Source organism: Nonomuraea sp. NPDC050783 (genome assembly GCF_040802095.1).
Classification (GTDB): domain Bacteria; phylum Actinomycetota; class Actinomycetes; order Streptosporangiales; family Streptosporangiaceae; genus Nonomuraea.
Window position 1 is genome coordinate 447,362 of sequence record NZ_JBFAHK010000006.1, and the last position, 24,077, is coordinate 471,438.

At 73.7% G+C, this 24,077-nt stretch carries 20 protein-coding genes; 12 read left to right on the forward strand and 8 right to left on the reverse strand.

The window, feature by feature from the left end:
- Genes AB0H75_RS19560 through AB0H75_RS19575 form a run of 4 tightly spaced genes read left to right on the forward strand, consistent with a single transcriptional unit; the run spans position 1 to position 4,831 of the window.
- Positions 1 to 870: a carbohydrate ABC transporter permease gene (locus AB0H75_RS19560; RefSeq protein WP_367798196.1), complete on the forward strand. Its 870-nt coding sequence runs from the start codon at positions 1 to 3 to the stop codon at positions 868 to 870.
- A gap of 40 nt (positions 871 to 910) precedes the next feature.
- A complete protein-coding gene (locus tag AB0H75_RS19565) occupies positions 911 to 2,548 on the forward strand; it encodes an extracellular solute-binding protein (protein WP_367797939.1) in 1,638 nt (545 codons plus the stop codon).
- 22 nt (positions 2,549 to 2,570) lie between these two features.
- Positions 2,571 to 4,094, forward strand: coding sequence for a hypothetical protein (locus tag AB0H75_RS19570; RefSeq protein ID WP_367797941.1), 1,524 nt, complete (start codon positions 2,571 to 2,573; stop codon positions 4,092 to 4,094).
- Positions 4,091 to 4,831 carry a hypothetical protein gene (locus tag AB0H75_RS19575; RefSeq protein ID WP_367797942.1) on the forward strand — a complete coding sequence of 247 codons (741 nt, stop codon included), beginning with the start codon at positions 4,091 to 4,093 and terminating at the stop codon, positions 4,829 to 4,831. The genes AB0H75_RS19570 and AB0H75_RS19575 overlap by 4 nt, the downstream gene beginning before the upstream one ends.
- Before the next feature lie 55 nt (positions 4,832 to 4,886).
- On the opposite strand, the gene AB0H75_RS19580 is transcribed toward AB0H75_RS19575, so the two are convergent.
- The gene (locus AB0H75_RS19580; protein WP_367797944.1) at positions 4,887 to 6,929 is read right to left on the reverse strand and encodes an alpha-glucuronidase; all 2,043 of its coding nucleotides are present in this window, start codon (positions 6,927 to 6,929) and stop codon (positions 4,887 to 4,889) included.
- A 217-nt stretch (positions 6,930 to 7,146) separates the two neighbouring features.
- Here AB0H75_RS19580 and AB0H75_RS19585 point away from each other — a divergent pair, with 217 nt between their 5' ends.
- The gene (locus AB0H75_RS19585) at positions 7,147 to 7,497 is read left to right on the forward strand and encodes an anti-sigma factor antagonist (protein ID WP_367797946.1); all 351 of its coding nucleotides are present in this window, start codon (positions 7,147 to 7,149) and stop codon (positions 7,495 to 7,497) included.
- On the opposite strand, the gene AB0H75_RS19590 is transcribed toward AB0H75_RS19585, so the two are convergent.
- Genes AB0H75_RS19590 through AB0H75_RS19600 form a run of 3 tightly spaced genes read right to left on the reverse strand, consistent with a single transcriptional unit; the run spans position 7,487 to position 10,421 of the window.
- The gene (locus tag AB0H75_RS19590) at positions 7,487 to 7,873 is read right to left on the reverse strand and encodes a hypothetical protein (RefSeq protein ID WP_367797948.1); all 387 of its coding nucleotides are present in this window, start codon (positions 7,871 to 7,873) and stop codon (positions 7,487 to 7,489) included. The genes AB0H75_RS19585 and AB0H75_RS19590 overlap by 11 nt on opposite strands.
- A complete protein-coding gene (locus AB0H75_RS19595) occupies positions 7,870 to 9,255 on the reverse strand; it encodes a hypothetical protein (protein WP_367797950.1) in 1,386 nt (461 codons plus the stop codon). The genes AB0H75_RS19590 and AB0H75_RS19595 overlap by 4 nt, the downstream gene beginning before the upstream one ends.
- Entirely contained in the window at positions 9,252 to 10,421 is a 1,170-nt protein-coding gene (locus AB0H75_RS19600) for a hypothetical protein (RefSeq protein WP_367797952.1), read from the reverse strand. Before AB0H75_RS19600 ends, AB0H75_RS19595 begins: the two co-directional genes overlap by 4 nt.
- A gap of 329 nt (positions 10,422 to 10,750) precedes the next feature.
- Between AB0H75_RS19600 and AB0H75_RS19605 the strand changes: the two genes are divergently transcribed.
- The 4 genes from AB0H75_RS19605 (at position 10,751) to AB0H75_RS19620 (ending at position 18,018) form a co-directional block, all read left to right on the forward strand.
- Positions 10,751 to 12,067 (forward strand): FAD-binding oxidoreductase, encoded by a 1,317-nt coding sequence (locus tag AB0H75_RS19605; RefSeq protein WP_367797954.1) that lies wholly within the window; start codon positions 10,751 to 10,753, stop codon positions 12,065 to 12,067.
- 68 nt (positions 12,068 to 12,135) lie between these two features.
- The gene (locus AB0H75_RS19610; protein ID WP_367797956.1) at positions 12,136 to 15,354 is read left to right on the forward strand and encodes a BTAD domain-containing putative transcriptional regulator; all 3,219 of its coding nucleotides are present in this window, start codon (positions 12,136 to 12,138) and stop codon (positions 15,352 to 15,354) included.
- A gap of 57 nt (positions 15,355 to 15,411) precedes the next feature.
- The gene (locus tag AB0H75_RS19615) at positions 15,412 to 16,608 is read left to right on the forward strand and encodes an FAD-dependent monooxygenase (RefSeq protein ID WP_367797958.1); all 1,197 of its coding nucleotides are present in this window, start codon (positions 15,412 to 15,414) and stop codon (positions 16,606 to 16,608) included.
- Positions 16,609 to 16,767: 159 nt separating this feature from the next.
- Positions 16,768 to 18,018 (forward strand): hypothetical protein, encoded by a 1,251-nt coding sequence (locus AB0H75_RS19620; protein ID WP_367797960.1) that lies wholly within the window; start codon positions 16,768 to 16,770, stop codon positions 18,016 to 18,018.
- Between the two features lie 24 nt (positions 18,019 to 18,042).
- Here the strand turns inward: AB0H75_RS19620 and AB0H75_RS19625 are convergent, their stop codons facing one another.
- From AB0H75_RS19625 to AB0H75_RS19640, 4 genes are all read right to left on the reverse strand, one after another.
- Positions 18,043 to 18,429, reverse strand: coding sequence for an ester cyclase (locus AB0H75_RS19625; RefSeq protein WP_367797962.1), 387 nt, complete (start codon positions 18,427 to 18,429; stop codon positions 18,043 to 18,045).
- Positions 18,426 to 18,875, reverse strand: a complete 450-nt coding sequence (locus AB0H75_RS19630) for a MarR family winged helix-turn-helix transcriptional regulator (RefSeq protein ID WP_367797964.1) — start codon at positions 18,873 to 18,875, stop codon at positions 18,426 to 18,428. Before AB0H75_RS19630 ends, AB0H75_RS19625 begins: the two co-directional genes overlap by 4 nt.
- A gap of 140 nt (positions 18,876 to 19,015) precedes the next feature.
- Positions 19,016 to 20,053 carry a Gfo/Idh/MocA family protein gene (locus AB0H75_RS19635; protein WP_367797966.1) on the reverse strand — a complete coding sequence of 346 codons (1,038 nt, stop codon included), beginning with the start codon at positions 20,051 to 20,053 and terminating at the stop codon, positions 19,016 to 19,018.
- Positions 20,054 to 20,061: 8 nt separating this feature from the next.
- Positions 20,062 to 20,847 carry a ThuA domain-containing protein gene (locus AB0H75_RS19640; protein WP_367797968.1) on the reverse strand — a complete coding sequence of 262 codons (786 nt, stop codon included), beginning with the start codon at positions 20,845 to 20,847 and terminating at the stop codon, positions 20,062 to 20,064.
- A 147-nt stretch (positions 20,848 to 20,994) separates the two neighbouring features.
- On the opposite strand from AB0H75_RS19640, the gene AB0H75_RS19645 reads away from it, so the two are divergent.
- From AB0H75_RS19645 to AB0H75_RS19655, 3 genes are read left to right on the forward strand one after another with little or no spacing between them, the layout of a single operon-like run.
- Positions 20,995 to 21,450 (forward strand): MarR family winged helix-turn-helix transcriptional regulator, encoded by a 456-nt coding sequence (locus AB0H75_RS19645; protein WP_367797970.1) that lies wholly within the window; start codon positions 20,995 to 20,997, stop codon positions 21,448 to 21,450.
- The gene (locus AB0H75_RS19650) at positions 21,447 to 22,373 is read left to right on the forward strand and encodes an ABC transporter ATP-binding protein (RefSeq protein WP_367797972.1); all 927 of its coding nucleotides are present in this window, start codon (positions 21,447 to 21,449) and stop codon (positions 22,371 to 22,373) included. The genes AB0H75_RS19645 and AB0H75_RS19650 overlap by 4 nt, the downstream gene beginning before the upstream one ends.
- The gene (locus tag AB0H75_RS19655) at positions 22,333 to 23,184 is read left to right on the forward strand and encodes an ABC transporter permease (protein WP_367797974.1); all 852 of its coding nucleotides are present in this window, start codon (positions 22,333 to 22,335) and stop codon (positions 23,182 to 23,184) included. The genes AB0H75_RS19650 and AB0H75_RS19655 overlap by 41 nt, the downstream gene beginning before the upstream one ends.
- Positions 23,185 to 24,077 lie beyond the last annotated feature (893 nt).

Sequence of the window (24,077 nt, forward strand, 5' to 3'; positions counted from 1 at the left end):
ATGGACCGCACCCGCGGCTACCGCGTCTTCCAGGGGATAAACGCCGTCATCCTGACCGGCGTGGTGATCGTGACGCTGTACCCGTTCGTCAACATCATCGCGCGCTCGTTCAGCGAGGAGCGCTACATCGTCGGGGGCCAGGTCAACCTCGTCCCGCGCGGATTCAACGTCGGCACCTACAAGCTCGTCGTGTCGGACCCGATGTTCTGGACGAACTACCGCAACACAGTGATCTACACCGTCGTGGCCACGGCGATCGCGATGACGCTGACGACCTGCTACGCGTACGTGCTGTCGAAGAGGCACCTCAAGGGCCGCACGTTCCTCATCTGGGTGGCCGTCTTCACCATGATCTTCTCCGGCGGCCTGATCCCCAACTACGTGCTGATCAACAGCCTCGGCATGACGAACACCATCTGGGCCATCGTCCTGCCCAACGCCATCAGCGTCTTCAACCTGCTGGTGATGAAGACGTTCTTCGAGGGCCTGCCGAGCGACCTGGAGGAGGCCGCCGCCATCGACGGCCTCAACACCTACGGCATCCTGTGGCGGATCGTGCTGCCGCTGTCGAAGGCGGTCCTGGCCACGATGGTGCTGTTCTACGCGGTCTCGTTCTGGAACTCGTGGTTCACCGCGTTCCTCTACCTCAACGAGGGCGACCTGTTCCCGGTGACCATCTACCTGCGCAACCTCATCGCCGGCGCGACCGGCGCGGAGGCCGCCGGCGCCGGGATCGCCGAGGCCTCGGCCGCCGCCGCCAACATCCAGGCCGTGACGATCATGCTCACCGTGCTGCCGATCCTCGCGGTCTACCCCTTCGTCCAGAGGTACTTCGTCTCCGGAGTCATGCTCGGCGCCGTCAAGGGCTGAGCCGTCCCCGTCCCTTCGCACCACACAAAGGAAGCCCCCCATGCGCGACATCTCACGGCGTCAGGCGATCGTCGGACTGGGCGCCTTCACGCTCCTGCTCGCCGGCTGCGGCGAGGACGAGGCTCCGAAGAAGGCCGCCGACGTGTCAGGCAACAAGGCCGCCGCGATGGCCAACTACGGCGTCAACCAGCAGTTCAAGGCGACCGAGCCGATCTCGTTCGACGTCCTGTACAACAACCACTCCTTCTACCCGAACAAGAACGACTGGCTGCTGTGGCAGGAGCTCACCAAGCGCACCAACGTGACGCTGAAGCCGGTGGAGGTGCCGCTCAGCGACTACGAGAAGAAGCGCGGCCTGCTCGTGGGCTCCGGCCAGGCGCCGCTCATCATCCCCAAGACCTACCACCCGCAGGAGGAGGCGTTCGTCTCCTCGGGCGCGATCCTGCCGGTCAGCGACTACTTCGATCTCATGCCCAACCTCAAGGACAAGATCGCCAAGTGGAACATGAACCCGGACATGGACACCCTGCGCCAGGCGGACGGCCGCATCTACCTGCTGCCGGGCCTGCACGAGGAGGTCTGGGTCGACTACTCGCTGGCGATCAGGACCGACATCCTGGACAAGCTCAAGCTTGAGGTCCCGAAGACCTGGGACGACCTGTACACCGTCCTGAAGGCGATGAAGGCGGAGTACCCCGACCTGTACCCGATGACCGACCGGTGGGGCGTGCCGACGCCGGGCGGCAACCTGCTCAAGCTCGTCGCCCAGGCGTACGGCACCAAGGGCGGCTGGGAGTACCAGCACGCGACCTTCGACACCGCCACCGGCAAGTTCGTCTACACCGGCGCCATGCCGCAGTACAAGCAGATGATCGAGTACCTGGCCAAGCTGGTGAAGGAGAAGCTGCTCGACCCGGAGAGCTTCACCCAGCAGGACGAGCAGGCCAAGCAGAAGTTCAACTCCGGCAAGTCGTTCGTCATCAGCGCCAACGCCCAGACGATCATCAACGACCACCGGCCGACGCTGACCAAGCTCGTCCCCGACGCCAAGATCGTCAAGATCCCCGTCCCCGTCGGCCCGGTCGGCGAGTACAAGATCGGCACCCGGCTGGAGAACGGAGTGATGATCTCCAAGAAGGCCCTGGAGAACAAGAACTTCGTCGCCATGATGCAGTTCATCGACTGGCTCTGGTACTCCGACCAGGGCCAGGAGTTCGCCAAGTGGGGCGTCGAGGGCGTCACCTACACCAAGGACTCCTCCGGCACCTACACCCTGGCCAAGGACGTCGACTTCGTCGGCCTCAACCCCGGCGCCCCCAAGCACCTGCAGAAGGACTTCGGCTTCTCCAACGGCGTCTTCGCCTACGGCGGCACCACCAAGCTGCTCAACTCCACCTTCTCCCAGGAAGAGCTGGAGTTCCAGAAGGTGATGAACGCCCGCAAACCGTGGCCGATCGAGCCGCCGCACCCGTTCAACGAGGAGGAGCGCGAGCAGGCCACCCTCTGGGAGACCCCGCTGAAGGACTACGTCACCCAGCAGACGCTCAAGTTCATCCTCGGCGAGCGCGACCTCGGCGAGTGGGACGCCTACGTCAAGGAGCTGGAGGGCAAGAACACGACCTCCTACGTGAACCTCGTCAACACCGCCTACGAGCGGTTCAAGAAGGAGCACAGCTGATCCCATGAGTCCCATGAGTCCCATGAGGGCAGTGGTTCCGGACCGCGCCCAGGGGCGGCTGCCGGACGCCTGGCGCCACTGCGTCGGCACCGGCCGCTTCGACCTGGCACTGCGGCGCGACTATCAGGAGTCGCTGGCGCTGGTCCAGCGGGAGATCGGCTTCCGGCACATCCGGGGGCACGGGCTGCTGAGCGACGGGGCCGGGGTGCACCGGCCGTACGAGCACGCCGGGGAGCGGCGGGTGCGCCACGCGTTCACCTACGTGGACCAGGTCATCGACGCCTACCTCGACCTCGGGATCCGGCCGTTCCTGGAGCTGGGCTTCATGCCGTCCGAGCTGGCCTCCGGCGAGCAGACCGTCTTCTGGTGGCGCGGCAACGTCACCCCGCCGCGCTCCTGGAGCGAGTGGGCGGAGCTGGTCCGGGCCACGCTGGCGCACCTCGTCGACCGCTACGGCCTCGACGAGGTGCGTACCTGGCCGATCGAGGTGTGGAACGAGCCCAACCTCAAGGAGTTCTGGCAGGACGCCGACGAGGCCGCCTACCACCGCCTGTACGAGGTGACCGCGCACGCCGTCAAGGAGGTGGACGCCGGGCTGCTGGTCGGCGGCCCGGCCGTCTCGCCCGGCGCGGACGAGTGGATGACGCGCTTCGCCGAGTTCGTCACCGCGCGGGACGTGCCGCTGGACTTCGTCAGCCGGCACGCCTACAGCTCGGGCCCCGCCCAGCACGTGCCGTTCGGCGTGTACCAGACGCTCATGCCCGCCTCGGCGCTGCTGGAGCAGTTCGCCACGCCGCGCAGGCAGCTCGCCGGCGGGCCGCTGGCGGGCGTGCCGGTGCACGTCACCGAGTTCAACTCCTCCTACCGGCCGGACAACCCGATCCACGACACCGCCTTCCACGCCGCCTACCTGGCGCCGGTGCTGGCCGGCGGGGGAGAGGTGTGCGACTCCTTCGCGTACTGGACCTTCTGCGACGTCTTCGAGGAGACGGGCGTCCCGACCTCGATCTTCCACGGCGGGTTCGGGCTGCTGACCCACCGGCAGATCAAGAAGCCGACCTACCATCTGTACGCGTTCATGGCCCGGATGGGCGAGGAGGTGCTGGCGCGCGGCGCGGACCACCTCGTCACCCGGCACGGCGACGGCCGGGTGAGCGTGCTGGCCTGGGCGCCCGCGGACGTCACCGGCGGCACCCCGGTCAGCGGGCACGCCGTGCGGCTGTCGGTGCCGGTCGGGCCCGCCGGGTCGGCGTTCCTGCTGCGCTCGTCGGTCGGCGAGGAGCAGGGCAACGCCTGGGCGGCCTGGTGCGAGATGGGCCGCCCGCGCTCGCCCCGGCCGCGCGAGCTGGAGGTGCTGCGGGAGGCGGCCGAGCCGGCGCGCTCGCACCGCGCGCTGCCCGTCGCGGACGGCCGCGTGGAGCTGGACCTGCGGCTCGGCGCGCACGAGGTCACGCTGGCCGAGCTCACGCCGGTGCGGCGGGACGAGACCCCGCCGTGGTGGGACGACCGCCGGCTGCTGGGCCTCGGCGAGGAGGAGAACGCATGAGCACGCGGGCGAGCGGAACGGCTGGGGGGACGGTGGCAGAAGGGACGGTGGCCGGGGGGATGGCGGCCGGGCGGGGCTTCGGCGAGGGCCCGCTCTCGCGCGCCGCCGCCCTGATCTACACCCTGCTGGTGGTCGAGGCCCTGTTCCTGGTCACGACCGCGCCGGGGCTGGCCGCGCTGACCCTGCTCGGCGGGGACGCGAGCAACGTGCCGCTGGCGGCGCTGTGCGCGCTGCCGCTGGGCCCCGCCCTGTCGGCCGCCCTGTACGCGCTGAGCCGGCGCGGCCGGGACCTGGCCGACCTGCACCCGGCGGCGGCGTTCTGGCGCGGCTACCGGGCCAACGCCGCCGGGGCGCTGAAGATCTGGGCGCCCTGGCTGGCCGGCATGGCCGTCGTCGGGACGAACCTGGCCAACTTCGCCGCCGCCGGCCTGCCCGCCTGGTGGGCGGCGCTGCTGGTCCTGGTCGCGCTCGGCGGCCTGCTCTGGGCCGGCAACGCGCTGGTGATCACCTCCCTGTTCGCCTTCCGCGCGGTGGACGTGGCCCGGCTGGCCTCCTACTTCCTGCTGCGCCGCCCCAGGGTCGCGCTCGGCAACGTGTCCCTGCTGGTGGCGGCGGCCGGCGTCACCCTCGTCGGCACCGAGCTGCTGACGGCGGCGCTGGCCGCCGCGTTCGCCGCGCTGCTGCTGCGCAACGGCCGGCCGGTGATCGCGGAGGTCCGGGAGAAGTTCACCGCCTGAGCCCGTTGCCGAGCCTGAGCCCGTTGCTGGGCCTGAGCCCGTTCCTGGGCCGCCCTCAGTAGATGTGCCGCCCGCGCGCGTCCGGCACCCCCGACTTGCGGAAGAAGTAGGTGTTGACCTGGTCGCGCCACTCCTCGGCGCAGCGCTGCTGCTCGGCCAGCAGTTCCGCGACGCGGGCGTGCAGCGCCGGGTCTACCAGGCCCGAGCCGTCCAGCTTGTCCCAGTGCGCCCGCATCGCGACCACCTCCTCCACCCCGGCGAAGTGGGTGTCGTAGATGTGCTGGATGACGGTCGAGCCGCTGCGCAGCACGTGACCGTAGGGGACGTGGTGGAAGAAGAGCAGCAGCTCGTCCGGGCACCGCCCGGCGGACTCGTACACCTCGGACCACGGCCGCGGGTACTGGCCGGTGAGGCCGGTGCCCGTGGCCCGCGTGCGGTCCACGCCGACGCCGTCGCGGTCGGCGAAGTGGTAGGTGCCCCACGGTGTGTACTCGTAGCCGTCCACGTCCGGGCCGTAGTGGTGGCCAGGGCGGACCATGAAGCCCACGCCCAGGGGCGCCGTGTAGCGCTCGTAGGTGCGCCACGAGCCGTCCATCATCGCGTGCAGCGTGCCGCGCAGCCCGGCGGCGGTCTCCGGGAACGTCAGCCCCGCCCACTCGTCGAGGATCGCGGCCGGGTCCAGGCGCGGGTCCCAGGCCAGGCGGCCGAAGGCGTACAGGTTGGCCTGCGCCAGGGGATGGCCGGTCCAGTACGGGTCGTCGCCGGCGTTGGAGACCGCCACCAGCCCGCCGCCGCCCACGGCCACGTCGGCGACCGTCCGCCCGCCCTCGTCCTCCCCCCAGGGCCGGAAGGACAGGATCTCGCTCCACATCGGCGCCAGGTAGCACACGTGCCGCTGCTGGCCGGTGTACTCCTGCGTCACCTGGAACTCCACCGCCAGCTTCGTGGCCGGCATGGCGGCGATCACCGGCGAGACCGGCTCGCGCGGCTGGAAGTCCATCGGGCCGTGCTTGACCTGAAGGATCACGTTGTCCGCGAACCGCCCGTCGAGCGGGGCGAAATGGTCGCAGGCGGCGCGGGCGCGGTCGGTGGAGCGGTCGCGCCAGTCCTGGCGGTGGTCGTAGACGAAGGCCCGCCAGTGCACCACCCCGCCGTACGGGGCCAGCGCGGCGGCCAGGACGCCGGCGCCCTCGGCGTGACTGCGGCCGTACCCGAACGGGCCCGGCTGCCCCTCCGAGTCGGCCTTGACCACGAACCCGCCGAAGTCCGGCACCGCCGCGTACACCCGTTCGGCCGCCGCCGCCCACCACCGGCGCACGTCCTCGTCGAGGGGGTCGGCGGTGGGCAGCCCGCCGAGGGTGACGGGGGAGGCGAAGCCGATCGACAGGTGCACGCGGATCCCGTACGGGCGCAGCTCGGCGGCGATGGCCACCACCTCGTCCAGGCGGTCGGTCAGCAGGCGGGCCTCGGTGGCGTGCACGTTCACGTTGTTGATCGCGACGGCGTTGATCCCGGTGGCGGCCAGCAGCCGGGCGTAGGCCCGCACCCGCGTCAGGTCCTCGCGCAGCACGCCGTCCCGCCAGAACAGCGAGCCGCCCGCGTAACCGCGCTCGACCTGGCCCATCACCGGATGCACGTCGATGTTGTCCCAGTGGTCGAGCATGCGCCGGGCGGCGGCGGGCGCGTGCCGCTCGACCGGCCGGTCCGCGCCGAAGGCCGCCTCGCCCAGCCGGACCAGGTGGAACAGGCCGTACAGCAGCCCGGCCGGCGCGCCGGCCACCACCGTGGTGACGCCGTCGCGGCGGGCCAGCGCGTATCCTTCCGCGCCCAGGGGACCGGCCTCGGCGGCGACCGCGCGCGCCGTCCCGGGCAGGCCGTCCGCGCCGGCCAGGGCGAGCACGCATCCGGCCGCGCCACCGTCGCCGCCGCCGTCCCTGTCCCCGCCCCCGAACCGGGCGCGGGCCGCCGCCACCTCCTCGCGTACCGTCTCCACCAGAGCCCCGTCGCCGAGCACCGGGACCCGGCGCGAGCCGATCGCCCGGAACGCCTCCGGCGGCAGCCACGCCGGGTGCACGTCGGTCAGATCAGGAATGGTCACGAGGCTCCTCCGGTGCTGCCACCCATCACGATGATCGGTCCGAATCTACCGAAAAGGGATGAACCTTCGGTCGCCCGGCCGCCCGGCCACCCGCCCGTGACATGGCGCCGGCCGCGCCGCGCGGACCGTCCGTCCCGGGTATTGCCCCCTCGCGGGCGCCCCGATTGGCAGTAATCTGCCTACGGGGAGCGAGGGCGACGGAGTGGGAGGCGCCAGAATGATCGATCTGTGGCTGTCCACCCGCCGGCTCTCGGGGGTCGAGATCGTCGAGGTCGGCGGCGAGCTCGACGCGGTGACCAGACCGCAGCTCCACCGGCTCCTGGGGGGCTACTTCCAGGGGTCGTCCGGCGAGCGGGTGGTCCTCGACCTGAGCGACGTCACGTTCATGGACTCCGGCTCGCTGGGGCTGCTCATCGACCACTACAAGCGCGCCCAGGCCGCCGGGGGCCGGCTGGTGCTGGCCAACGTCTCGCCGTCGCGGATGCAGGTGCTGTGGCTCACCGGCCTGGCCGACTGGCTGCCCCTCTACTCCGACCTGGACTCCGCGATCCTGGCCCTCAGCCGGTGACGAGCGCGTTGACGACCAGCGACTCCTCGCCGGCCGGGCCGGTCATGCGCAGCGACACCTCCCACGTGCCCGGCATCGGGAACAGCTCGCCCTCGGCGGTGAAGCGGCCCGGGCCGGTCCGGCGGGCGGGCAGCTCGGGCGTGGCGTGGCCCATGCCGGTCATCACCGCCGAGACCGCCACCGTGTCCGGCTCGCCGGAGAGCATGTCGATCTCGACCCTGATCCGGCCGGTGGCCGGGCGGTCGATGACGACGGCGGCGGTGTAGGAGGAGCCCGCGACCGTCGCCCGCAGCGGCTCGGCCGTCATGCCCCGCCCCACGATGAAGATCACCACGGCGGCGGCGACGAGGGCGAGGGCGATCAGCGGCTTCTTCACCGCGAGCCCTCCTGCGCGGCGACCTCGACCGTGAACGGCACCGTCACGACGCGGTCGGCCAGCGCGTACTGGGTCCAGGCGAGGTAGCGTCCGGGCTCGGGGAAGCTGAAGGTGAAACGCAGCCGGGGGCCGGGCGAGCTCATCTCGTGCACGTGGCCGAGGAAGGAGCCGTCGAGGCTGCGTACGATCAGGTGGCCGGTCATGCCCAGCCAGGGGCGTACGGGGCCGACGGCGTCCAGCTCGATCGTGGCGGGGCGCCCGGCGACCGGGGCGGCGGGCTGGAGCCTCGGCGCGCCGGCCGCACTCGCGCCGCCGCCCGCGTCCGGGGTGCCGGCGCCCGCGTCGGGGATTCCCGTGTCCGCGTTCGGGGTGCCCGTGTCCGCGTCCGGGATTCTCGTGTCCGCGTTCGGGGTGCCCGCGCCCGTGTCCCGGGCGCTCGTGCCGCCGACCTCGAAGGACGCCGCCAGGAGCTGGGTGCCGGAGTCCTCGCGTTCCAGCTCGGTGTGCGCCAGGTAGCGGCCGGGACGGTCGGCGCGCAGGCGCACCTCCAGCCGTCCCGGAGCCGTGCGCAGCGGGTGGACGTGGCGGAAGTAGCGCCCGTCCTCGCTGGTGACGATCAAGTGCGCGAGCGCCTCGTCGTGGACGGTCAGGTCGTCGGCGGGCCGCCCGGTGGATCCGTCCACGAGGTCCAGCCGCAGCGTGAACTCCTCGCCCGCGACCGGCCGCGCCGGCACCGTACGCGCCCGCTCCTGCACGAACGGCCGCCCGCCGCCCCGCAGCGCGGTGACGACCGGCGCGGCCCCGTCGGGCGGCCCCGGGGGCACCATCGGCTCGAACACGATCACCATGGCCGCCACGGTCACCCCCGCCGCGGCCCCGCCCGCCACCGCCATCGCCGGGCCCGGCCGCGACAGCGCCCCGGTGAGCAGCCCGCCCACCAGCAGCAGCCCCGCCACGAAGAATCCGCCGTAGATCCAGAACTCCGCCGTGGAGCCCCGCTCCACCAGCACGCGGAACGGCACCACGGCGCTCTCGCCGCCCGCGCGCAGGGTGAGCACGTGCGGCCCGGTCCGCTCCACGCGCAGCTCGGTGTAGCGGGGGTCGCGGGCCGCCGTCGCCCGGCCGGTCACCGTGCGCCCGTCCTCGGCCGAGCGCACCTCCAGGGCGACCGGCAGCCCGGCGACCGGCTGGTAGGCGACGATCCCGATCCGCAGCGGCCCGGGGACGCGGGAGGTCCCCTTGACCACGACCGTCAGCTCCGTCCCGGCGATCGTCTGGGCGATGCGCAGCTCCGCCCCGGCGGAGACGTTGTGCGCCGCGGCCGGGGCGGCACCGGCCAGCACCAGGACGGCGGCGAGCACGAGCAGCCGGACGAGCCTCATGCCTTCTCGACGCCGGCGCCGGCGCCCGCCGCCGCACCGGGCCCAGCCCCGGTGGCCCCAGCCCCGGTGGCCCCAGCCCCGGTGGGCTCAGCCGCGGTGGGCTCAGCCGCGCCGGACGGGACCACGCCGGACGGGACCACTTCGGCGGGGACCATCGGGTTGGGCAGGAACAGCGCCCCGAGGACCAGCCCGATCAGCCCGGCCACGATCGGCGCGCCGGTCCACAGCTCCGGCACCGCCGGGAGGCCGCCGCCCGTCGCCGAGGCCACGCCGATGTACAACGACCACGTGGCCAGCCCCGACAGCCCGGCGAAGGCCCAGTAGGCCGAGCGCCGCGCTCCGGACGGCCGCAGCCACCGGATCAGCAGGTCGCTCACCAGGCCGCCCGCCACGACGGCCAGCAGGACCGGCACGTTGCGGAAGCCCGTCTGCGCGCCGGACATGAGGGTCGCGATGGCGTACATGAGGGTCACGCCGCCGAACGGCAGCTCCCAGCGGCGCAGGAGCAGCAGCACAGGCGCCAGCAGGACGACGTTGCTGATGACCATCGCGGTGGCCAGCCGCTCCGCGCCGCCGTCGTCCAGGACGGAGAACGCCTCGACGACGCGCGCCGGCCGCCACTGCATGGCGTCCCCATAGGACAGGAACAGCGACACCAGCGTCGTGGCGAACGCCAGCCCGACCAGCGCCGGCAGCAGCCGCCCCAGCGACGGCCGCGGCCCCACGTCCGGGGCGTTCCAGACCGAGCGCAGCGGCGTGGTGATGATGAGCAGCATCGTCGTGATCAGCCCCAGGTGCGACGGGCTGAACAGGATGTCGACGGTCGTCTCGATGCCGAGCAGCGTGTGCCACATCATGTCGGCGAAACCGAACGCGGCGAATGCCGGAATCGCCACCAGCCCCGCCAGATATCCGCGCGGCACGGCGGCGACCCCTTGCCGCCCCGCGCGCACGTTGCGCCACGCCTGCCAGATGATCCAGGCGGATACCGCCGCGAATCCCGAATAAAAAGCCGCGTGCCAGGGCGTGAAGAACGTCTCCAGCTCGCTGAGGTTGGTGTGCGCCCAGGCGTCGATCATCAGGCCGATGCCGAACCACACTCCGAGCAGCGCCGTGACGAGATCCGTACGGGGTGACACCCAGGTACGGGGCTCACCCGTGTCCACGATCAGGCGTCGTAAGCCGGCATTCGCCAAAGCCATCATGAGCTCCCTTCTCCGGGTTCGATCTTTCCAGACGCGGCGTAAAAGCGAGCAGTCGAATTCCGCTCCGCGCGTGACCTCAAGTAATGGCGATATCGCAACCCGTGTAAAGAGCGCCGAGCGTTTCCACGAGATGACGGATTGTCGATTTCCGGATCGGCGGGACCGTTCCGGCTGTGACGCAGATCACGAAAAATCGCGGTCACGATCGTTCCACCGGGGCCGTCATCACAGTGCCCCGCCCGGGGCCGTACGGAGAAGAACCACCGCAAGAATTGAAGGAGCACGAGGAAATGACGCACACCGATCTGCGCAGGGCCGTCCAGGGACGGGTGCTGCTGTCCGGCGACGACGGGTTCGAGCAGGCGTCCAGGCCGTGGAACCTGTCGGTCGAGCAGCGGGTGGCCGCCGTCGTCGAGGCGGCCGGCGCGGACGACGTGGCGGCGGCCGTCGTGTACGCCCGCTCGGCGGGGCTGCCCGTGGCCGCCCAGCCGAGCGGCCACGGCGCCTCCGGCACGGCCGACGGCGTGATCCTGCTGCGCACGGGCGGGCTGGACGAGGTGCGGGTGAACGCGGAGGAGCGCACCGCCCGCGTCGGAGCGGGCGCCCGGTGGGGCCAGGTGCTGGCGGCGGCCGGGCCGCACGGGCTGACCGGCCTGGCCGGCAGCAGCCCCGTGGTCAGCGTGACCGGCTACACGCTCGGCGGCGGGCTGAGCTGGTTCGGCCGCAGGCACGGCTTCGCCGCCGACAGCGTGCGGGCCTTCGACGTGGTCACCGCCGACGGCGAGCGGGCCCGGGTCACCGCGGAGTCGGATCCCGACCTGTTCTGGGCGCTGCGCGGCGGCGGCGGCGGCGACTTCGCGCTGGTGACGGCCGTCGAGTTCGACCTGTACCCGGCGCCCGCCCTGTACGGCGGCCGGGTCATGTGGCCGGGCCACCGCGCCCGCGAGGTGTTCGACGCCTTCCTGGAGATCACCGCCGAGGCGCCGGACGAGCTGACCCTGTGGTTCAACCGCGTGCAGTTCCCGCAGGCCCCGGCCATGGTCGGGGTGGACGCCGCCTTCCTCGGCGAGGAAGCCGACGGCCGGGCGCTGCTGGCCCGCCTCGACAAGATCGGCGATGTGATCGTGGACAAGCGCGGCCCCGTCGCCGTGGCGAACCTGGGCGACATCACCGCCGAGCCCACCGATCCCACGCCCGGCCGCTCCCGCGCCGAGCTGCTCACCCGGCTGGACGAGACGGCCGTCGCGCCCCTGCTGGAGCAGCCGGTCGCGCCGCTGATCGCGGTGCAGGTCAGGCACCTCGGGGGAGCGCTGGCCGCCGAGCGTCCCGGCGCGGGGCCGAGCGGGCCGGTCGCGGAGCCGTACCTGCTCTACATGCTGGGGGCCGCCGTCAACCCCGAGCTGTCGGAGGCCGTCGGCGCCCGGCAGGCGGCCGTCGCCGGGGAGCTGGGCGGGCTGGTCAGCGGGCGCAAGCCGTACACGATGCTGGCGGGCGGCGAGCGGGCCGAGGCGGCCTTCACCGCCGAGGCCGTCGCGCGGCTGCGGGAGATCAAGCGCGCCCGGGACCCGCAGGGCGTGCTGCGCGCCAACTTCCCCGTCCTGGACTGACACCCTTATAAATCTACATTGTAAAGGAGCGCCGCTGGTCCACCCATCAACAGGGGATAATCGCCGGTATGCGGTTCGGGATCCTCGGCGAGACGCGAGCCTGGCACGACGACGGGACCGAGGCGCCGCTGGGCGGCCCGGCCCGCCGCGCGCTGCTGGCGCTGCTGCTGCTCCGCCCCGGCGAGGTGGTGCCCGCCGACCGGCTGGCCGGCGGGATCGGCCCGGACGCCGAGCCGTCGGCGCACGCGCTGCACTCCCAGGTGTCGCGGCTGCGCGCGGCCCTGAGACCGGCCGCCGCCATTGAGCGGACCGGCCCCGGCTACCGCATCCTGGTGGCGCCCGAGGACGTGGACGCCTGCCGCTTCGAACGGCTGGCGGCCGAGGGCCGGGCGGCGCTGCGCGACGGCGACGCCGCCGGCGCGGTACGGCTGCTGCGCGCGGCCCTGGAGCTGTGGCGGGGGCCCGCTCTGGCCGGCCTGCCCGACGCGGAGGACCCCCGGGCCGCCGCCGCCCGCCTGGAGGAGCTGCGGCTGTCCGCGCTGGAGGACCGGATCGAGGGGGAGCTGCGGCTCGGCGAGCACCGGGCGGCGGTGCCGGAGCTGCGCGAGCTGACCGGCCGGCATCCGCTCCGCGAGCGGCCCGCGGCGCTGCTGATGCGGGCGCTGGCGGCCGGGGGCGGCCAGGCCGAGGCGCTGGCGGTGTTCGAGGACGTCCGGCGGCGCCTGGCCGAGGAACTGGGCGCCGACCCGTCGGCCGAGCTGGTCGCGCTGCACCGGGAGCTGCTGAGCGCCGACCCGTCGCCGTCGCCGGCCGCTCCGCCCGCCCAGCTGACCTCGTTCGTGGGCCGCGCCGGGGAGGTGGCCGAGATCGCCGCGCTGCTGCGGGTGGCGCGGCTGGTCACCCTGACCGGGCCGGGCGGCGTCGGCAAGACCCGGCTGGCCATCGAGGTCGCCGCCGTCGCGGGTGGCGAGGTGTGCTTCGCGGAGCTGGCCGCGGTCCGCGACGGCGCCGGGCTGCCGCAGGCCCTGCTGGACGCGCTCGGCCTGCGCCACGACGGGCTCCAGCTCGGCGGCGGCCCGCGGGCGCCGCTCGACCGGCTGGTCGCGGCGCTGTCGGAGCGCGCTCCGCTGCTCGTCCTGGACAACTGCGAGCACCTGATCGACGAGGCCGCCGCGCTGGCGGCGCGGCTGCTGGCGGCCTGTCCCCGGCTGCGCGTCCTGGCCACCAGCAGGGAGGCGCTCGCCGTCACCGGCGAGCACGCCTGGCAGGTACGCCCGCTCGACGGCGCGGCGGCGGCCCGCCTGTTCACCGACCGGGCCGCGGCCGCCCGCCGCGGCTTCGCCGCCGACCCCGGCCTGGTCCGGCGGATCTGCGCGGCCCTCGACAACCTGCCGCTGGCCATCGAGCTCGCGGCGGCGCGGCTGCGCACCCTGGACGTCCACGAGCTGGCCGCGCGGCTGGACGACCTGCTCGGCGTCACGTCCCGGGGGAGCCGCGCCGCCGACCGGCGGCACCGCACGCTGCGCTCGGTCGTCGCCTGGAGCTGGGACCTGCTGTCCCCGGCCGAGCAGCGGGCCGCCCGCCGCTTCACGGTCTTCGCCGGCGGCGCCACCGTACGGGCCGCGCGGCAGGTGTGCGGGGCCGACGGCGAGACGCTGGAGTCGCTGGCCGACAAGTCGCTGCTGGAGGTCGCGGGCGACGGCCGGCTGCGCATGCTGGAGACGATCCGCGCGTACGGGGCCGAGCGGCTGGAGGAGTCCGGCGAGGGCGAGGCGGCCCGGCGCGCGCACGCCCGGCACGTCCTCGACCTGGTACAGGCGGCTGACGCGCACCTGCTGCGCGCCGAGCAGCTCGCCTGGCTGCCGGTCCTGGCCGCCGAGCACGGCAACCTGCTGGCGGCGCTGCGGTGGGCGGCCGGGGCGGGGGAGAGGGAGCTCGCCCTGCGGCTGCTCGGGGCGGCTTCGACGTACCTGTGGATCCGGGGCGCGTCCGCCTCGGTCGCGCCCCACGCGATCGCGCTGCTCGCGCCGGGCGAGGTCACGCCGGAGCGGCCCCCGCCACTGCCACTGCCGCCGTCCCCGTCCGGGCTCGGCGAGGAGTACGCGGTGTGCGTGCTGCTGGCGGCCTCCGTCCCGGCCGGCCGGCCGGTCTGGCGGCGGCACCGCGCGGCGGCGGGTCGGGCGCTGGCCGCCGCGTGGCCGGGCGACCGGGCCGGCCGTCACCCGGCGGCCCTGCTGCTGTGGCTGATGCGCAACGCCGGAGAGAACGCTCCCCGGGAGGCGTTCGCGCTCGTGGCCGCCCAGCGCGACTGCCCGGACCCCTGGGCGCGGGCCGTCGCCTGCTACCTGGCGGGGTTCGACGCGCTCGGCGCGAGCCTGACCGTCGGGGGCGCGGACGGGAGCGGGGACGGGGGCGCGGACGGGGGCGCGGACGGGGGCGCGGACGGGGGCGCGGACGGGGGCGCGGACGGGGGCGCGGACGGGGGCGCGGACGGGGGCGGGGAGGCGGCGCGCGCGGCCGAGGAGTTCTTCCGCGGCGCGGAGGAGGGGTTCCGGTCGCTCGGCGACCGGTGGGGGCTGGCGCTCACGCTGGACGTTCTCGCCGGGCTGGCGAGCGGGCGCGGCGACCACGCGCGGGCGATCGCCCTGACCGACCAGGCTCTCGTGCTGACCGACCAGCTCGGCGCGGCCGAGGACCACGCCGACCTCCTGGTCAACCGCGCCGACCACCTGACCGCCGCCACCGGCCCCGCCGCCCCCGCCACCGGCCCCGCCGCCGCTCCCGCTTCCCCCGGCCCCGCCGGCCCGGTCGCCCTCGCCACCTCCTCCGCCGGTCCTGTCACCCGCGCCGCTCCCGCCGGTCCTGCGGCCCCCGTCGGCGGTGGCGGGCCGGTCGCGGCTCGGGCCGATTACGTGCGGGCGGCAGAACTGGCCCGCCGTGCCGGCAGCTCGACCGGCCTGGCCGCGGCCCTGCGGGGCCTCGGCGACCTCGCGCTGCGGGACGGCGACCCGTCCGAGGCCGAGCGCCTCTACGCCGACGCGCTCGACCACAACGACCCGCACTGGGTGCGGAGCCTCGGCACCCAGGTACGCGCCCTCGCGGGCCTCGCCAGGACCGCCGAGGCCCGCGGCGACCACGCCACCGCCCGGGCCCGCTACCGGCAGGCCGCCGGCACCGCCGCCGCGATGAGCCCTTCCGTCCCGGACGCGCTGCGCCTGCTCGGCCTGCCCGCCCAGGTCGCCGCGGCCATCCGCGAGAGCGGCGAGCCCGAGGTGAGCGAGCGGTGAGCCCGTGGTGAGCCCGTGGTGAGCCCGTGGTGAGCGTTCTCCGGCACGCTCGGCCGCATGAGGAACCGCAACGTGCTCATCTCCGGCGCCTCCGTCGCCGGCCCCGCCCTGGCCTACTGGCTCCACCGCCACGGCTTCACCCCGACCGTCGTGGAACGCGCCCCGGCCCTGCGCGACGGCGGCCACGCCGTCGACTTCCGCGGCCGGGCGCACCTGTCGGTCCTGCGCCGCATGGGCGTCCTGCCCGCCCTCGAACGCGCCCGCACCGGCACGGGCGCGACCTGGTACGTCAACGACGCCGGCAGGCCACTGGCCAAGCTGCCCGCCGACCTGTTCGCCGGTGACCTCGAGGTCCTGCGCGGCGACCTGTCCCGCATCCTCTACGAGGCCACCAGGCAGAGCACGGAGTACGTCTTCGGCGACTCTGTCGCCTCGCTCGCCGAGGACGCCGACGGGGTGGACGTCACCTTCGAGCGCGCCGCGCCGCGCCGCTTCGACCTGGTGATCGGCGCCGACGGCCCGCACTCCACCACCCGCCGCCTGGCCTTCGGCCCGGAGGAGCGGTACGTCAGGCACCTGGGCGTCTACTGCGCGATCTTCACCACCGCCAACCACCTGGGCCTCGACCACACCGGCCACGCCTACCGCACCGCGGGCAGACTGGTGGCGATGTACAGCGCCCGCGGCAACACCGAGGCCAAGGCCCTCTTCTATTTCGCCTCGCCACACCTGGGCCTCGACCGCCGCGACACCGCGCGCCAGCAGGACCTGCTCGCCGAGCGGTTCGCCGGCAACGGCTGGCAGAGCGACCACCTGCTGCGCGAGATGCGGCACGCGCCCGACTTCTACTTCGACGCCGTCGGCCAGGTCCGCATGGACTCCTGGTCCCGCGGCCGGGTCGCCCTGGTCGGTGACGCCGCGTACTGCCCGTCCTCGCTGTCGGGGATGGGCTCCGGGCTCGCCGTGGTCGGCGCGTACGTGCTGGCGGGCGAGCTGGCCGCGGCCTGCGGCGACCACCGGGTGGCCTTCGCGCGCTACGAGCGGGAGATGCGCGCGTACGCCGAGGGCTGCCAGGAAATGGGCGACGGGATCGCCAAGCTCATGGTGCCCGGCAGCCATCTGGTGGCCGCGCTGCTCAACCGGTATTACCGGGTCATGCCGTACCTGCCGGGCAGGAAGCTGCCCGCCAGGATGGCCCGCAGGGCCGCCGAGAACGTCACGCTGCGCGACTACCCGGCCCCCGTCGTCCGCTGACCTGCCGTGGCGGCTGAAAGTTTCAGCGCGAATCCGCAGGTCGGTCGTCGCCGCGTCCGCGCGCAGGTTGACGGTCCGAGCGCCGGGCTCAAAGCTCGCACGGGACGACGGAGTCGTGCACCAGGGCCTGTTAGCGCTACCACAAAGGGGAGAAGCCGTATGAGACGCCTGGCCGTCCTGCCCCTCCTGCTGCTCACCGGGTTCCTGCTCCCGCTGCGCGGGGCCGCCGCCGACACCAACGTGGCCCGCTCGGCCACGCCGTCGGCCTCCTACACCTCGCCCTGGGAGAGCGTCGCGGCGATCAACGACGGCATCGACCCGCCCTCCTCCAACGACACCGTCAACCGCCGCTGGGGCACCTGGCCCCAGACCGGCTCGCAGTGGGCCGAGCTGACCTGGAGCTCGGCCCAGAGCATCAGGTCCGCCGACGTCTACTTCTTCGACGACGGCGGCGGCGTGCGCGTCCCGGCCTCCTGGAAGCTCCAGTACTGGACCGGCAGCGCCTACGCCGACATCTCCGCCGGCTACCCCGTCGTGGCCAACGCCTACAACACCGCCACCTTCTCCCAGGTCAGCACCACCCGCCTGCGGGTCGTGCTGCAGAGCGGCCAGGGCTCGGTCGGGCTGCTGGAGGTACGGGCCTTCGCGCCGGACCAGGGCGGCGGCACCGGCACCTGGAACCCGCCCGCCGCGCTCGTCACTCCCCTCGACGAGGTGTGGCGGCACGTCGAGAGCACGTACCCCAACCTGTACGGCTTCCGCAACTACGGCTGGGACCAGATCATGGCCAACCGCGGCTCGATCAACTACTGCGTCCGCTGGGACTCCCCGGCCACGGTCACGGCCGCCCAGCGCGACCAGATCCACGCCGCGCTGGCCCGCCAGTTCAAGAAGTGGATGGACGTGGTGGCCGGGCACAACGGCTGGCCGTACGCGAACGTGCCGCTCAAGGTCGTCGGCTGGGCCGTGCGCGACCGCGCCCAGCTCCAGTGGAGCGACACCAGCGTGGACGTCTACGTCAACGACATCCGCGAGGACGCCCCCCAGTGCGCCGAGCCGTGCGGCCGCTTCTTCAACCAGAGCGGCACCTACCCGAACTGCCCCGGCGGCGCGTCCCACCACTACGACATGTCCCTGTGGCTGACCACCGGCTTCTCCGGGGGAGCGGGCGGCGACTGGGGGCAGCGGGTCGGCAGCGAGTACTACATGTCCAACCTGAACACCGGCAACATGCACATCCTGCTGCACGAGATCGGCCACTCGTTCGGGCTGGACGACTTCTACGACTGGACGCCGAGCGGCGTGTGCTGCTTCCTCATGAAGGCCGGCAGCGCGACGTCGATCACCGACTTCGACGCGTGGATGTTCCGCGACTGGTGGCGCCACCTGAAGAGCCGCTACGGCCTGTGAACCGCCGCGGCCGGGGTGAGTGCGTCAGTCGCGCCGCAGCGCCGACAGCCCCCACAGCTCGGCGATGCGCCCGCCGCGCACCCGGAAGATCTCCAGCATGGTAGGCGGCTCCTGCCCGGGCACACCGTGGACGCTCGTGCGCACGGCGGCCCGGTCGCCGTCGACGAGCAGGTCCTCCACCTCGACCCGGGCCTCGGGGAAGGTCTCGTGGAAACGCCGCCAGGACTGGACGACGGCGTCCGGGCCGGTCGTGCCCAGGGGGTGGCTGCGGAAGTCGGCGGTGAAGAGGTCGAGCGCGGCCTCGTGGTCGTGGGCGTTGAACGCGGCGTACATGCGGCGGGCGGTCGCCCGCACATCGCCGGTCCCGCCGGTCTCGCCGGTCCCGTCGATCTCGCCGGTCTCGGGCGTCATCGGGTCTCCTGTGCCGTCTGTTCCGGTGTGGTCATGTTCGTACGCAGCCGTCGCAGGATCTCCAGGAAGCCCTCGCGCTCGCGGCTGGTGACACCGGCCAGCAACCGCTCCTGGTACGCCTGGTGGGCGCGTTCCAGCTCGGCCGCGGCCCGCTCGCCCTCGGGGGTCAGCGCGGCCAGCGTGTAGCGGTTGTCGGCCGGGTCGAGGCGGCGTGCGGCCAGCCCTTCCGCCTCGAACTCCTTGACCAGCCGGGTCACCGTGGCCCCGTCGAGCCCCAGCGCCCGGCGCAGGTCGCTGTGGCTGGTCTCGCCCTCGCGCCGCAGCCGGATCAGCACCTGCACCCGGTGCGGGCTCATGCCCACGTGCCGGGGGAACGCCTGTCGCAGCTCCGTGCAGATGCCGCCGAGCTCCCGGAAGAACCTGTCCTCGTCCGTCTCGTGCCGCACCCACCCTTTATATCGTCAACTCTTGACATCATCAACAGATGAGGCCGGGCCGGCCAGAAGGGCCGCCGTTATCGCCAGCGCCGCCCCCCACGACCCACCCCTGCCGTTCCCCTGCCGTTCCCCTCCCGGCGGCGGGGAGGCTAGATCGTGACGGGCACGCGCACGCCGGTGCGGGCCGACTCCAGGGCCGCCGTCACCATCGCCAGGCTGCGGATGTTGTCGTGGCACTCGCCCTGTGGCGCCCGCCCGGTCCGCAGCCCCGTGACGAACTCCGCCAGCCCCTCGGCCAGCCCGGTGTAGCGGCGGGGCCGCTCCGGGTGGGGGTCGTCCTCCCGCTTGTACGCCCGCACCACCTCGCCCTTGGCCGGCTCGGCCACCGGGTCGCCCTCGCCGTCCCAGCGGGCGGTGCCGCGCGTTCCTGCCGCCCGCCAGGAGCCCGTCCAGGACGTCGGCAGGCCGGGCGCCGACCAGCTGCCGGTGAAGGTGTAGCGCAGCCCGCCGGTCATCTCGAAGATCGCCGTCGCCGAGCAGGCGCCCGGGTACCAGGTCCACGCCGGGCGGAACGACTCGCAGTACACCGCCACCGGATCGGCCCCCGACACCGCCCGCGCCGCGTCGAACAGGTGGATCGCCATGTCCTGCAGCAGCGGGTGCTCCAGCGTGGACAGGAACGCCGCCCCCCGGTACGGCATGAAGAACTCCGAGGTCATCAGCCCGAGCGGCCCCAGCTCGCCCACCGTGCGCCGGAAGGCGACCAGGCCGCGCATGTGCCGGCGGTTCTGGCTGACGGCGAACAGCCGCCGCGACTCCTCGGCCGCGCGCACCATCGAGCGCGCCTCCTCCAGGGTGACCGCCATGGGCTTCTCGCTCAGCACCGCCGCCCCGCGCCGCAGCGCGGTCACCGTCACCTCGTGGTGCGCCTGCGGCACCGTGCAGTTGACGACGAAGTCGGGCTCCTCGCCCTCCAGGATCCCGGCCAGGGACGTGCCGGCGGGCAGGTCGTCCAGGCCCAGCTCGCGGGCGGCCTCGCGGGCCCGCCCGGCCACCACGTCCACCCAGCCGGCCAGCTCGACGCCGGGGTGGGCGAGCAGCTCGGGCGCCCACTGCCGGCCGATGAACCCGGCCCCGGCCACCACCGCCCGCAGCGGCCGGTCCTCCTCCACGATCGCGAACGTCATCGCGCTCCCTACCAGGTGATCGGGGTGTGAGTGTTGCGCAGCGGCTCGCCGGCCCCGCCGTCCGGGGCCGCCCACAGCACGGCGTTGGCCAGCACCCGCCGCACGTCCGGATGGTGGTAGACCGGATACTCCTGGTCGCCGGGGCTGAAGTAGAAGATCCGGCCCAGGCCGCGCCGGTAGCAGCAGCCGCTGCGGAACACCTCGCCCCCGGCGAAGCCGCTGATGAAGACCAGTTCGTCGGGCTCGGGGATGCCGAACGGCTCGCCGTAGGTCTCCTGTGCCTCGATCACCAGCGGGCGGGGGACGCCGCGGGCGATCGGATGGCCGGGGGAGACCGTCCACACCAGCTCCCGCTCGCCGGCGTCGCGCCAGTTCAGGGTGCAGGTGGTGCCCATCAGCGCGCGGAAGATCTTGGAGTAGTGGCCGGAGTGCAGCACCAGCAGGCCCATGCCGTCCAGCACCCGCCGCCGTACCCGCTCGACGACCTTGTCCTCCACCTCCTCGTGCGCCATGTGCCCCCACCAGGTCAGCACGTCCGTCCCGGCGAGGGCTTCGTCCGTCAGCCCGTGCTCGGGCTCGGCCAGCACCGCGGTGCGCACCCGTACCCGCTCGCCCAGCACCTCGCGCAGGCCGGCGGCGATGGCGCCGTGGATGCCGTCGGGGTAGCGGCGGCGCACCTCCTCCTCGCGCGGCTCGTGGTAGTTCTCGCTCCAGACGGTGACGTTGACGGGGGCTCTGTCTGGGGCTCTGTCGGGGACGTCGGCGGGGACGTGAGCAGGGGCGTTGGCCGCCATGCGCTTCCTTCCGGTCGTGGCTCGTCGCCTCCTTCCTGCCCCGCCGCTCCGGTCCCGGAACGACCGCCTTTGTGATCTACCACGTAAAGTCGCCCGGATTATGATCCTCTTTACGAATATGTCGTAAGCGGAGCTAATATTTCGTCCATGGATAAGGCGGATCTGCCGGACGCCTTCGTCGGCGTCCTGACCGGCATCCACCGGCTGCTGCGGCGCAGGCTGCGCCAGGAGCTGCCCGGGCCGCGGCTGCGCGGCGCGCAGGTCGAGCTGCTGCGCCTGGTCTCCGCCAGCCCGGGCATCGGCGTCTCGGCCGCCGCCAGGGAGCTGTACCTCGCGGGCAACTCGGTCTCGACGCTGGTCAACCAGCTCACGGCCGCCGGGCTGCTGCACCGCGAGGCCCGCCCCGACGACCGGCGCTCGGCGAGCCTGCGGGTCACGCCGGAGGCCGAGGCCCGGCTGCGGGCCTGGCAGGAGCGGCGCGTCGCGCTCGTACGCGAGCAGGTGGAACGGCTGGCCGAGGAGGACAGGGCCGCGCTGACCGCCGCCCTCCCGGCCCTGCGCAGGCTGGCCGACGGCCTGCGGGAGGAGGCGACGACCCCATGACGGACGACCCCATGACGGACGACACCGCGCAGGACGACCCTGCGCAGGACGACCCCGCGCAGAACAAGCGCCCGGGAGACGGCCTGGCCGGGGAAGGCGTCGGCGGGCCCGACGCGCTCACCTGCACCGGCCTGCGTTACTCCTTCGGCGGCACCCCCGCCGTGGACGGGCTCGACCTGACGGTCGGCGCGGGCGAGGTGTTCGGCCTGCTCGGCCCGAACGGCGCGGGCAAGACCACCGCGATCCGCTGCGTGACCACGCTGCTGCCGGTGCCGCGCGGCATGGTCAGGGTCTTCGGCCACGACGCCGCGGCCGAGCGGATGGCGGTGCGCCGCCTGCTCGGGTACGTCCCCCAGCAGCTGTCCGCCGACGCGGGCCTGACCGGCCGCGAGAACGTCGCCCTGTTCGCCCGGGTCTTCGACGTCCCCCGGCGCGAGCGGGCCGCCCGCGTCGGCCAGGCGCTGGAGGCCGTCGGGCTCGCCGACGCCGCCGACCGCATGGCCGGCACCTACTCCGGCGGCATGGTACGCCGCCTGGAGCTGGCCCAGGCGCTGGTCAGCGCGCCGCGCCTGCTGATCCTGGACGAGCCGACGATCGGGCTCGACCCCATCGCCCGCACCGGCGTGTGGGAGCACATCCTGGCGGTGCGCGCCGCCGGCGGGATGACCGTCCTGGTCACCACCCACTACATGGACGAGGCAGACCAGTACTGCGACCGGGTGGCGCTCATGCACCGGGGCCGGGTACGGGCCGTGGGCACGCCCCGCCGGCTCACCGAGGACCTGCGCGCCCGCCGCGGCGACGGCTCGTCCCCGACGCTGGAGGACGTCTTCCGCGACGTCGCCGGCAGCGGCCTCGACGAGCAGGGAGGAGAGTTCCGCGATGTCCGCCGCACCCGCAACACCGCCTCCCGCGTCGGCTGACGCGACCGGCCCGAACCTGCTGCTGCTGCCGCCCCGCCGGCGGCCGTGGTGGCGGGTGGTGCCCGCCCGGGTGGCCGCGATGTGCGTGGTGGAGCTGCAGAAGCTGCGCCACGACCGCACCGAGCTGTACACGCGGGCGATCCAGCCCGCCCTGTGGTTGCTGATCTTCGGGGAGACGTTCACCCGCATCAACGTGATCCCGACCGGCGGCATCCCCTACCGGGACTACCTGGCGCCGGGGATCATCGCGCAGTCCACGATGTTCATCGCCATCTTCTACGGCATCCACATCATCTGGGAACGCGACTCGGGCGTCCTGACCAAGCTGCTGGTGACGCCGACGCCGCGGGCCGCGCTGGTGACGGGCAAGGCGTTCGCGGCCGGGGTGAAGGCGGTCGTGCAGGCGGTGGTCGTGGTCGTCATCGCGGCGCTGCTGGGCGTGAGCATGGTCTGGAACCCGCTGCGGCTGGCCGGCGTGGTGGCCGCCGTGCTGCTGGGCTCGGCGTTCTTCGCCTGCCTGTCGGTGACGATCGCCGGGATCGTCCGGACCAGGGACCGGCTGATGGGCATCGGGCAGGCCATCACGATGCCGCTGTTCTTCGCCTCGAACGCGCTCTACCCGACGACGGCGATGCCGGCCTGGCTGCACGCGATCAGCTCGGTCAACCCGCTCAGCTACGAGGTGGACGCGCTGCGCGGCCTGCTGCTGGGCGTCCCGTCGCACCTGCCGCTGGACTTCGCGGTGCTGGTGGTGGCGGCGGTGCTGGGGATCACGGCGGCGTCGGCGCTGCTGGGCCGCCTGGCCCGCTGACCGGCTCCCGCCGCGGCTCCCGGGGTGATCATGAGAGTGCTCTAATGAAGCGCTCACGGTGGTCTCACCGCGGGCTCCGAGAGTGAGCCCAGGTCGCAGCGCAGAGCAGCCGGGGGTGTCCATGGGGCAAGGAATGCGGTGGTTCCTGTCCACTGTCGCGGTCGCGTTCGTCCTGGTCTGCTGCCCGCTCTCCTGGACGGGCCCGCACCCGCCACCGCTGCCCTTCCCCGCTCCGGCCGCCGCCCACGCCGACGATGACGACGGCGGCGGCGGCGACGACGATGACGATGATGACGACACCGGCGCGCGGCGGCACCGGCCCCAGCCCGGCAGCCGCCCGAGCAGCCAGAACTCCCGCCCCCGCACCTCCACCACCAGGCGACCCGGAAGCCCTTCCTGCATCGCCCACGGCGCCCTGTGCGGCGCCTCCACCACCACCACGACCACCGGCGCTCCGGCGAACGGAGCCGGCAGCGCCTCAGGAGGAAACCGCACAGCCGCCGACCTCCCGGCGACCACCGCCCCCACACCGAACCAACCACCCCCTGGAAACCCGCACCCGAGCGCCCCGAACGGCGGGAACGGCCCCAGCGGCCGAAGCGGCGCAACCGGCACGAACGCGGCTGGCAGGAGCGCAACCGGCAGGAGCGCGGCCGGTGCCGGCCCGAGAAGCGCCGGCACCTCCGTAGGCAGCGTCACTCCCTCCGGCGCCGCCGTCCCGCCGGGCGGCCGCCCCACCTCGACCCCGCCCAATCCGCCCGCCACCACCAGCGGCCCTGCGCCGACCGGCAGGGCCTCCGGCGGCACCTCAACCACAAAAGGCCCCTCCACCACCGCGAAAGGCGCACCGGGCACCGACGGCCCGGCACCCGCCGGCGGCCCGCCCGCCTCCC

Bases quoted from the DNA above. Each gene is read 5' to 3' on its own strand.
- AB0H75_RS19560 (WP_367798196.1), top strand. From the start codon at position 1: ATGGACCGCACCCGCGGCTACCGCGTCTTCCAGGGGATAAACGCCGTC.
- AB0H75_RS19565 (WP_367797939.1), top strand. From the start codon at position 911: ATGCGCGACATCTCACGGCGTCAGGCGATCGTCGGACTGGGCGCCTTC.
- AB0H75_RS19570 (WP_367797941.1), top strand. From the start codon at position 2,571: ATGAGGGCAGTGGTTCCGGACCGCGCCCAGGGGCGGCTGCCGGACGCC.
- AB0H75_RS19575 (WP_367797942.1), top strand. From the start codon at position 4,091: ATGAGCACGCGGGCGAGCGGAACGGCTGGGGGGACGGTGGCAGAAGGG.
- AB0H75_RS19585 (WP_367797946.1), top strand. From the start codon at position 7,147: ATGATCGATCTGTGGCTGTCCACCCGCCGGCTCTCGGGGGTCGAGATC.
- AB0H75_RS19595 (WP_367797950.1), bottom strand. From the start codon at position 9,255: ATGAGGCTCGTCCGGCTGCTCGTGCTCGCCGCCGTCCTGGTGCTGGCC.
- AB0H75_RS19605 (WP_367797954.1), top strand. From the start codon at position 10,751: ATGACGCACACCGATCTGCGCAGGGCCGTCCAGGGACGGGTGCTGCTG.
- AB0H75_RS19610 (WP_367797956.1), top strand. From the start codon at position 12,136: ATGCGGTTCGGGATCCTCGGCGAGACGCGAGCCTGGCACGACGACGGG.
- AB0H75_RS19615 (WP_367797958.1), top strand. From the start codon at position 15,412: ATGAGGAACCGCAACGTGCTCATCTCCGGCGCCTCCGTCGCCGGCCCC.
- AB0H75_RS19620 (WP_367797960.1), top strand. From the start codon at position 16,768: ATGAGACGCCTGGCCGTCCTGCCCCTCCTGCTGCTCACCGGGTTCCTG.
- AB0H75_RS19625 (WP_367797962.1), bottom strand. From the start codon at position 18,429: ATGACGCCCGAGACCGGCGAGATCGACGGGACCGGCGAGACCGGCGGG.
- AB0H75_RS19635 (WP_367797966.1), bottom strand. From the start codon at position 20,053: ATGACGTTCGCGATCGTGGAGGAGGACCGGCCGCTGCGGGCGGTGGTG.
- AB0H75_RS19640 (WP_367797968.1), bottom strand. From the start codon at position 20,847: ATGGCGGCCAACGCCCCTGCTCACGTCCCCGCCGACGTCCCCGACAGA.
- AB0H75_RS19645 (WP_367797970.1), top strand. From the start codon at position 20,995: ATGGATAAGGCGGATCTGCCGGACGCCTTCGTCGGCGTCCTGACCGGC.
- AB0H75_RS19650 (WP_367797972.1), top strand. From the start codon at position 21,447: ATGACGGACGACCCCATGACGGACGACACCGCGCAGGACGACCCTGCG.
- AB0H75_RS19655 (WP_367797974.1), top strand. From the start codon at position 22,333: ATGTCCGCCGCACCCGCAACACCGCCTCCCGCGTCGGCTGACGCGACC.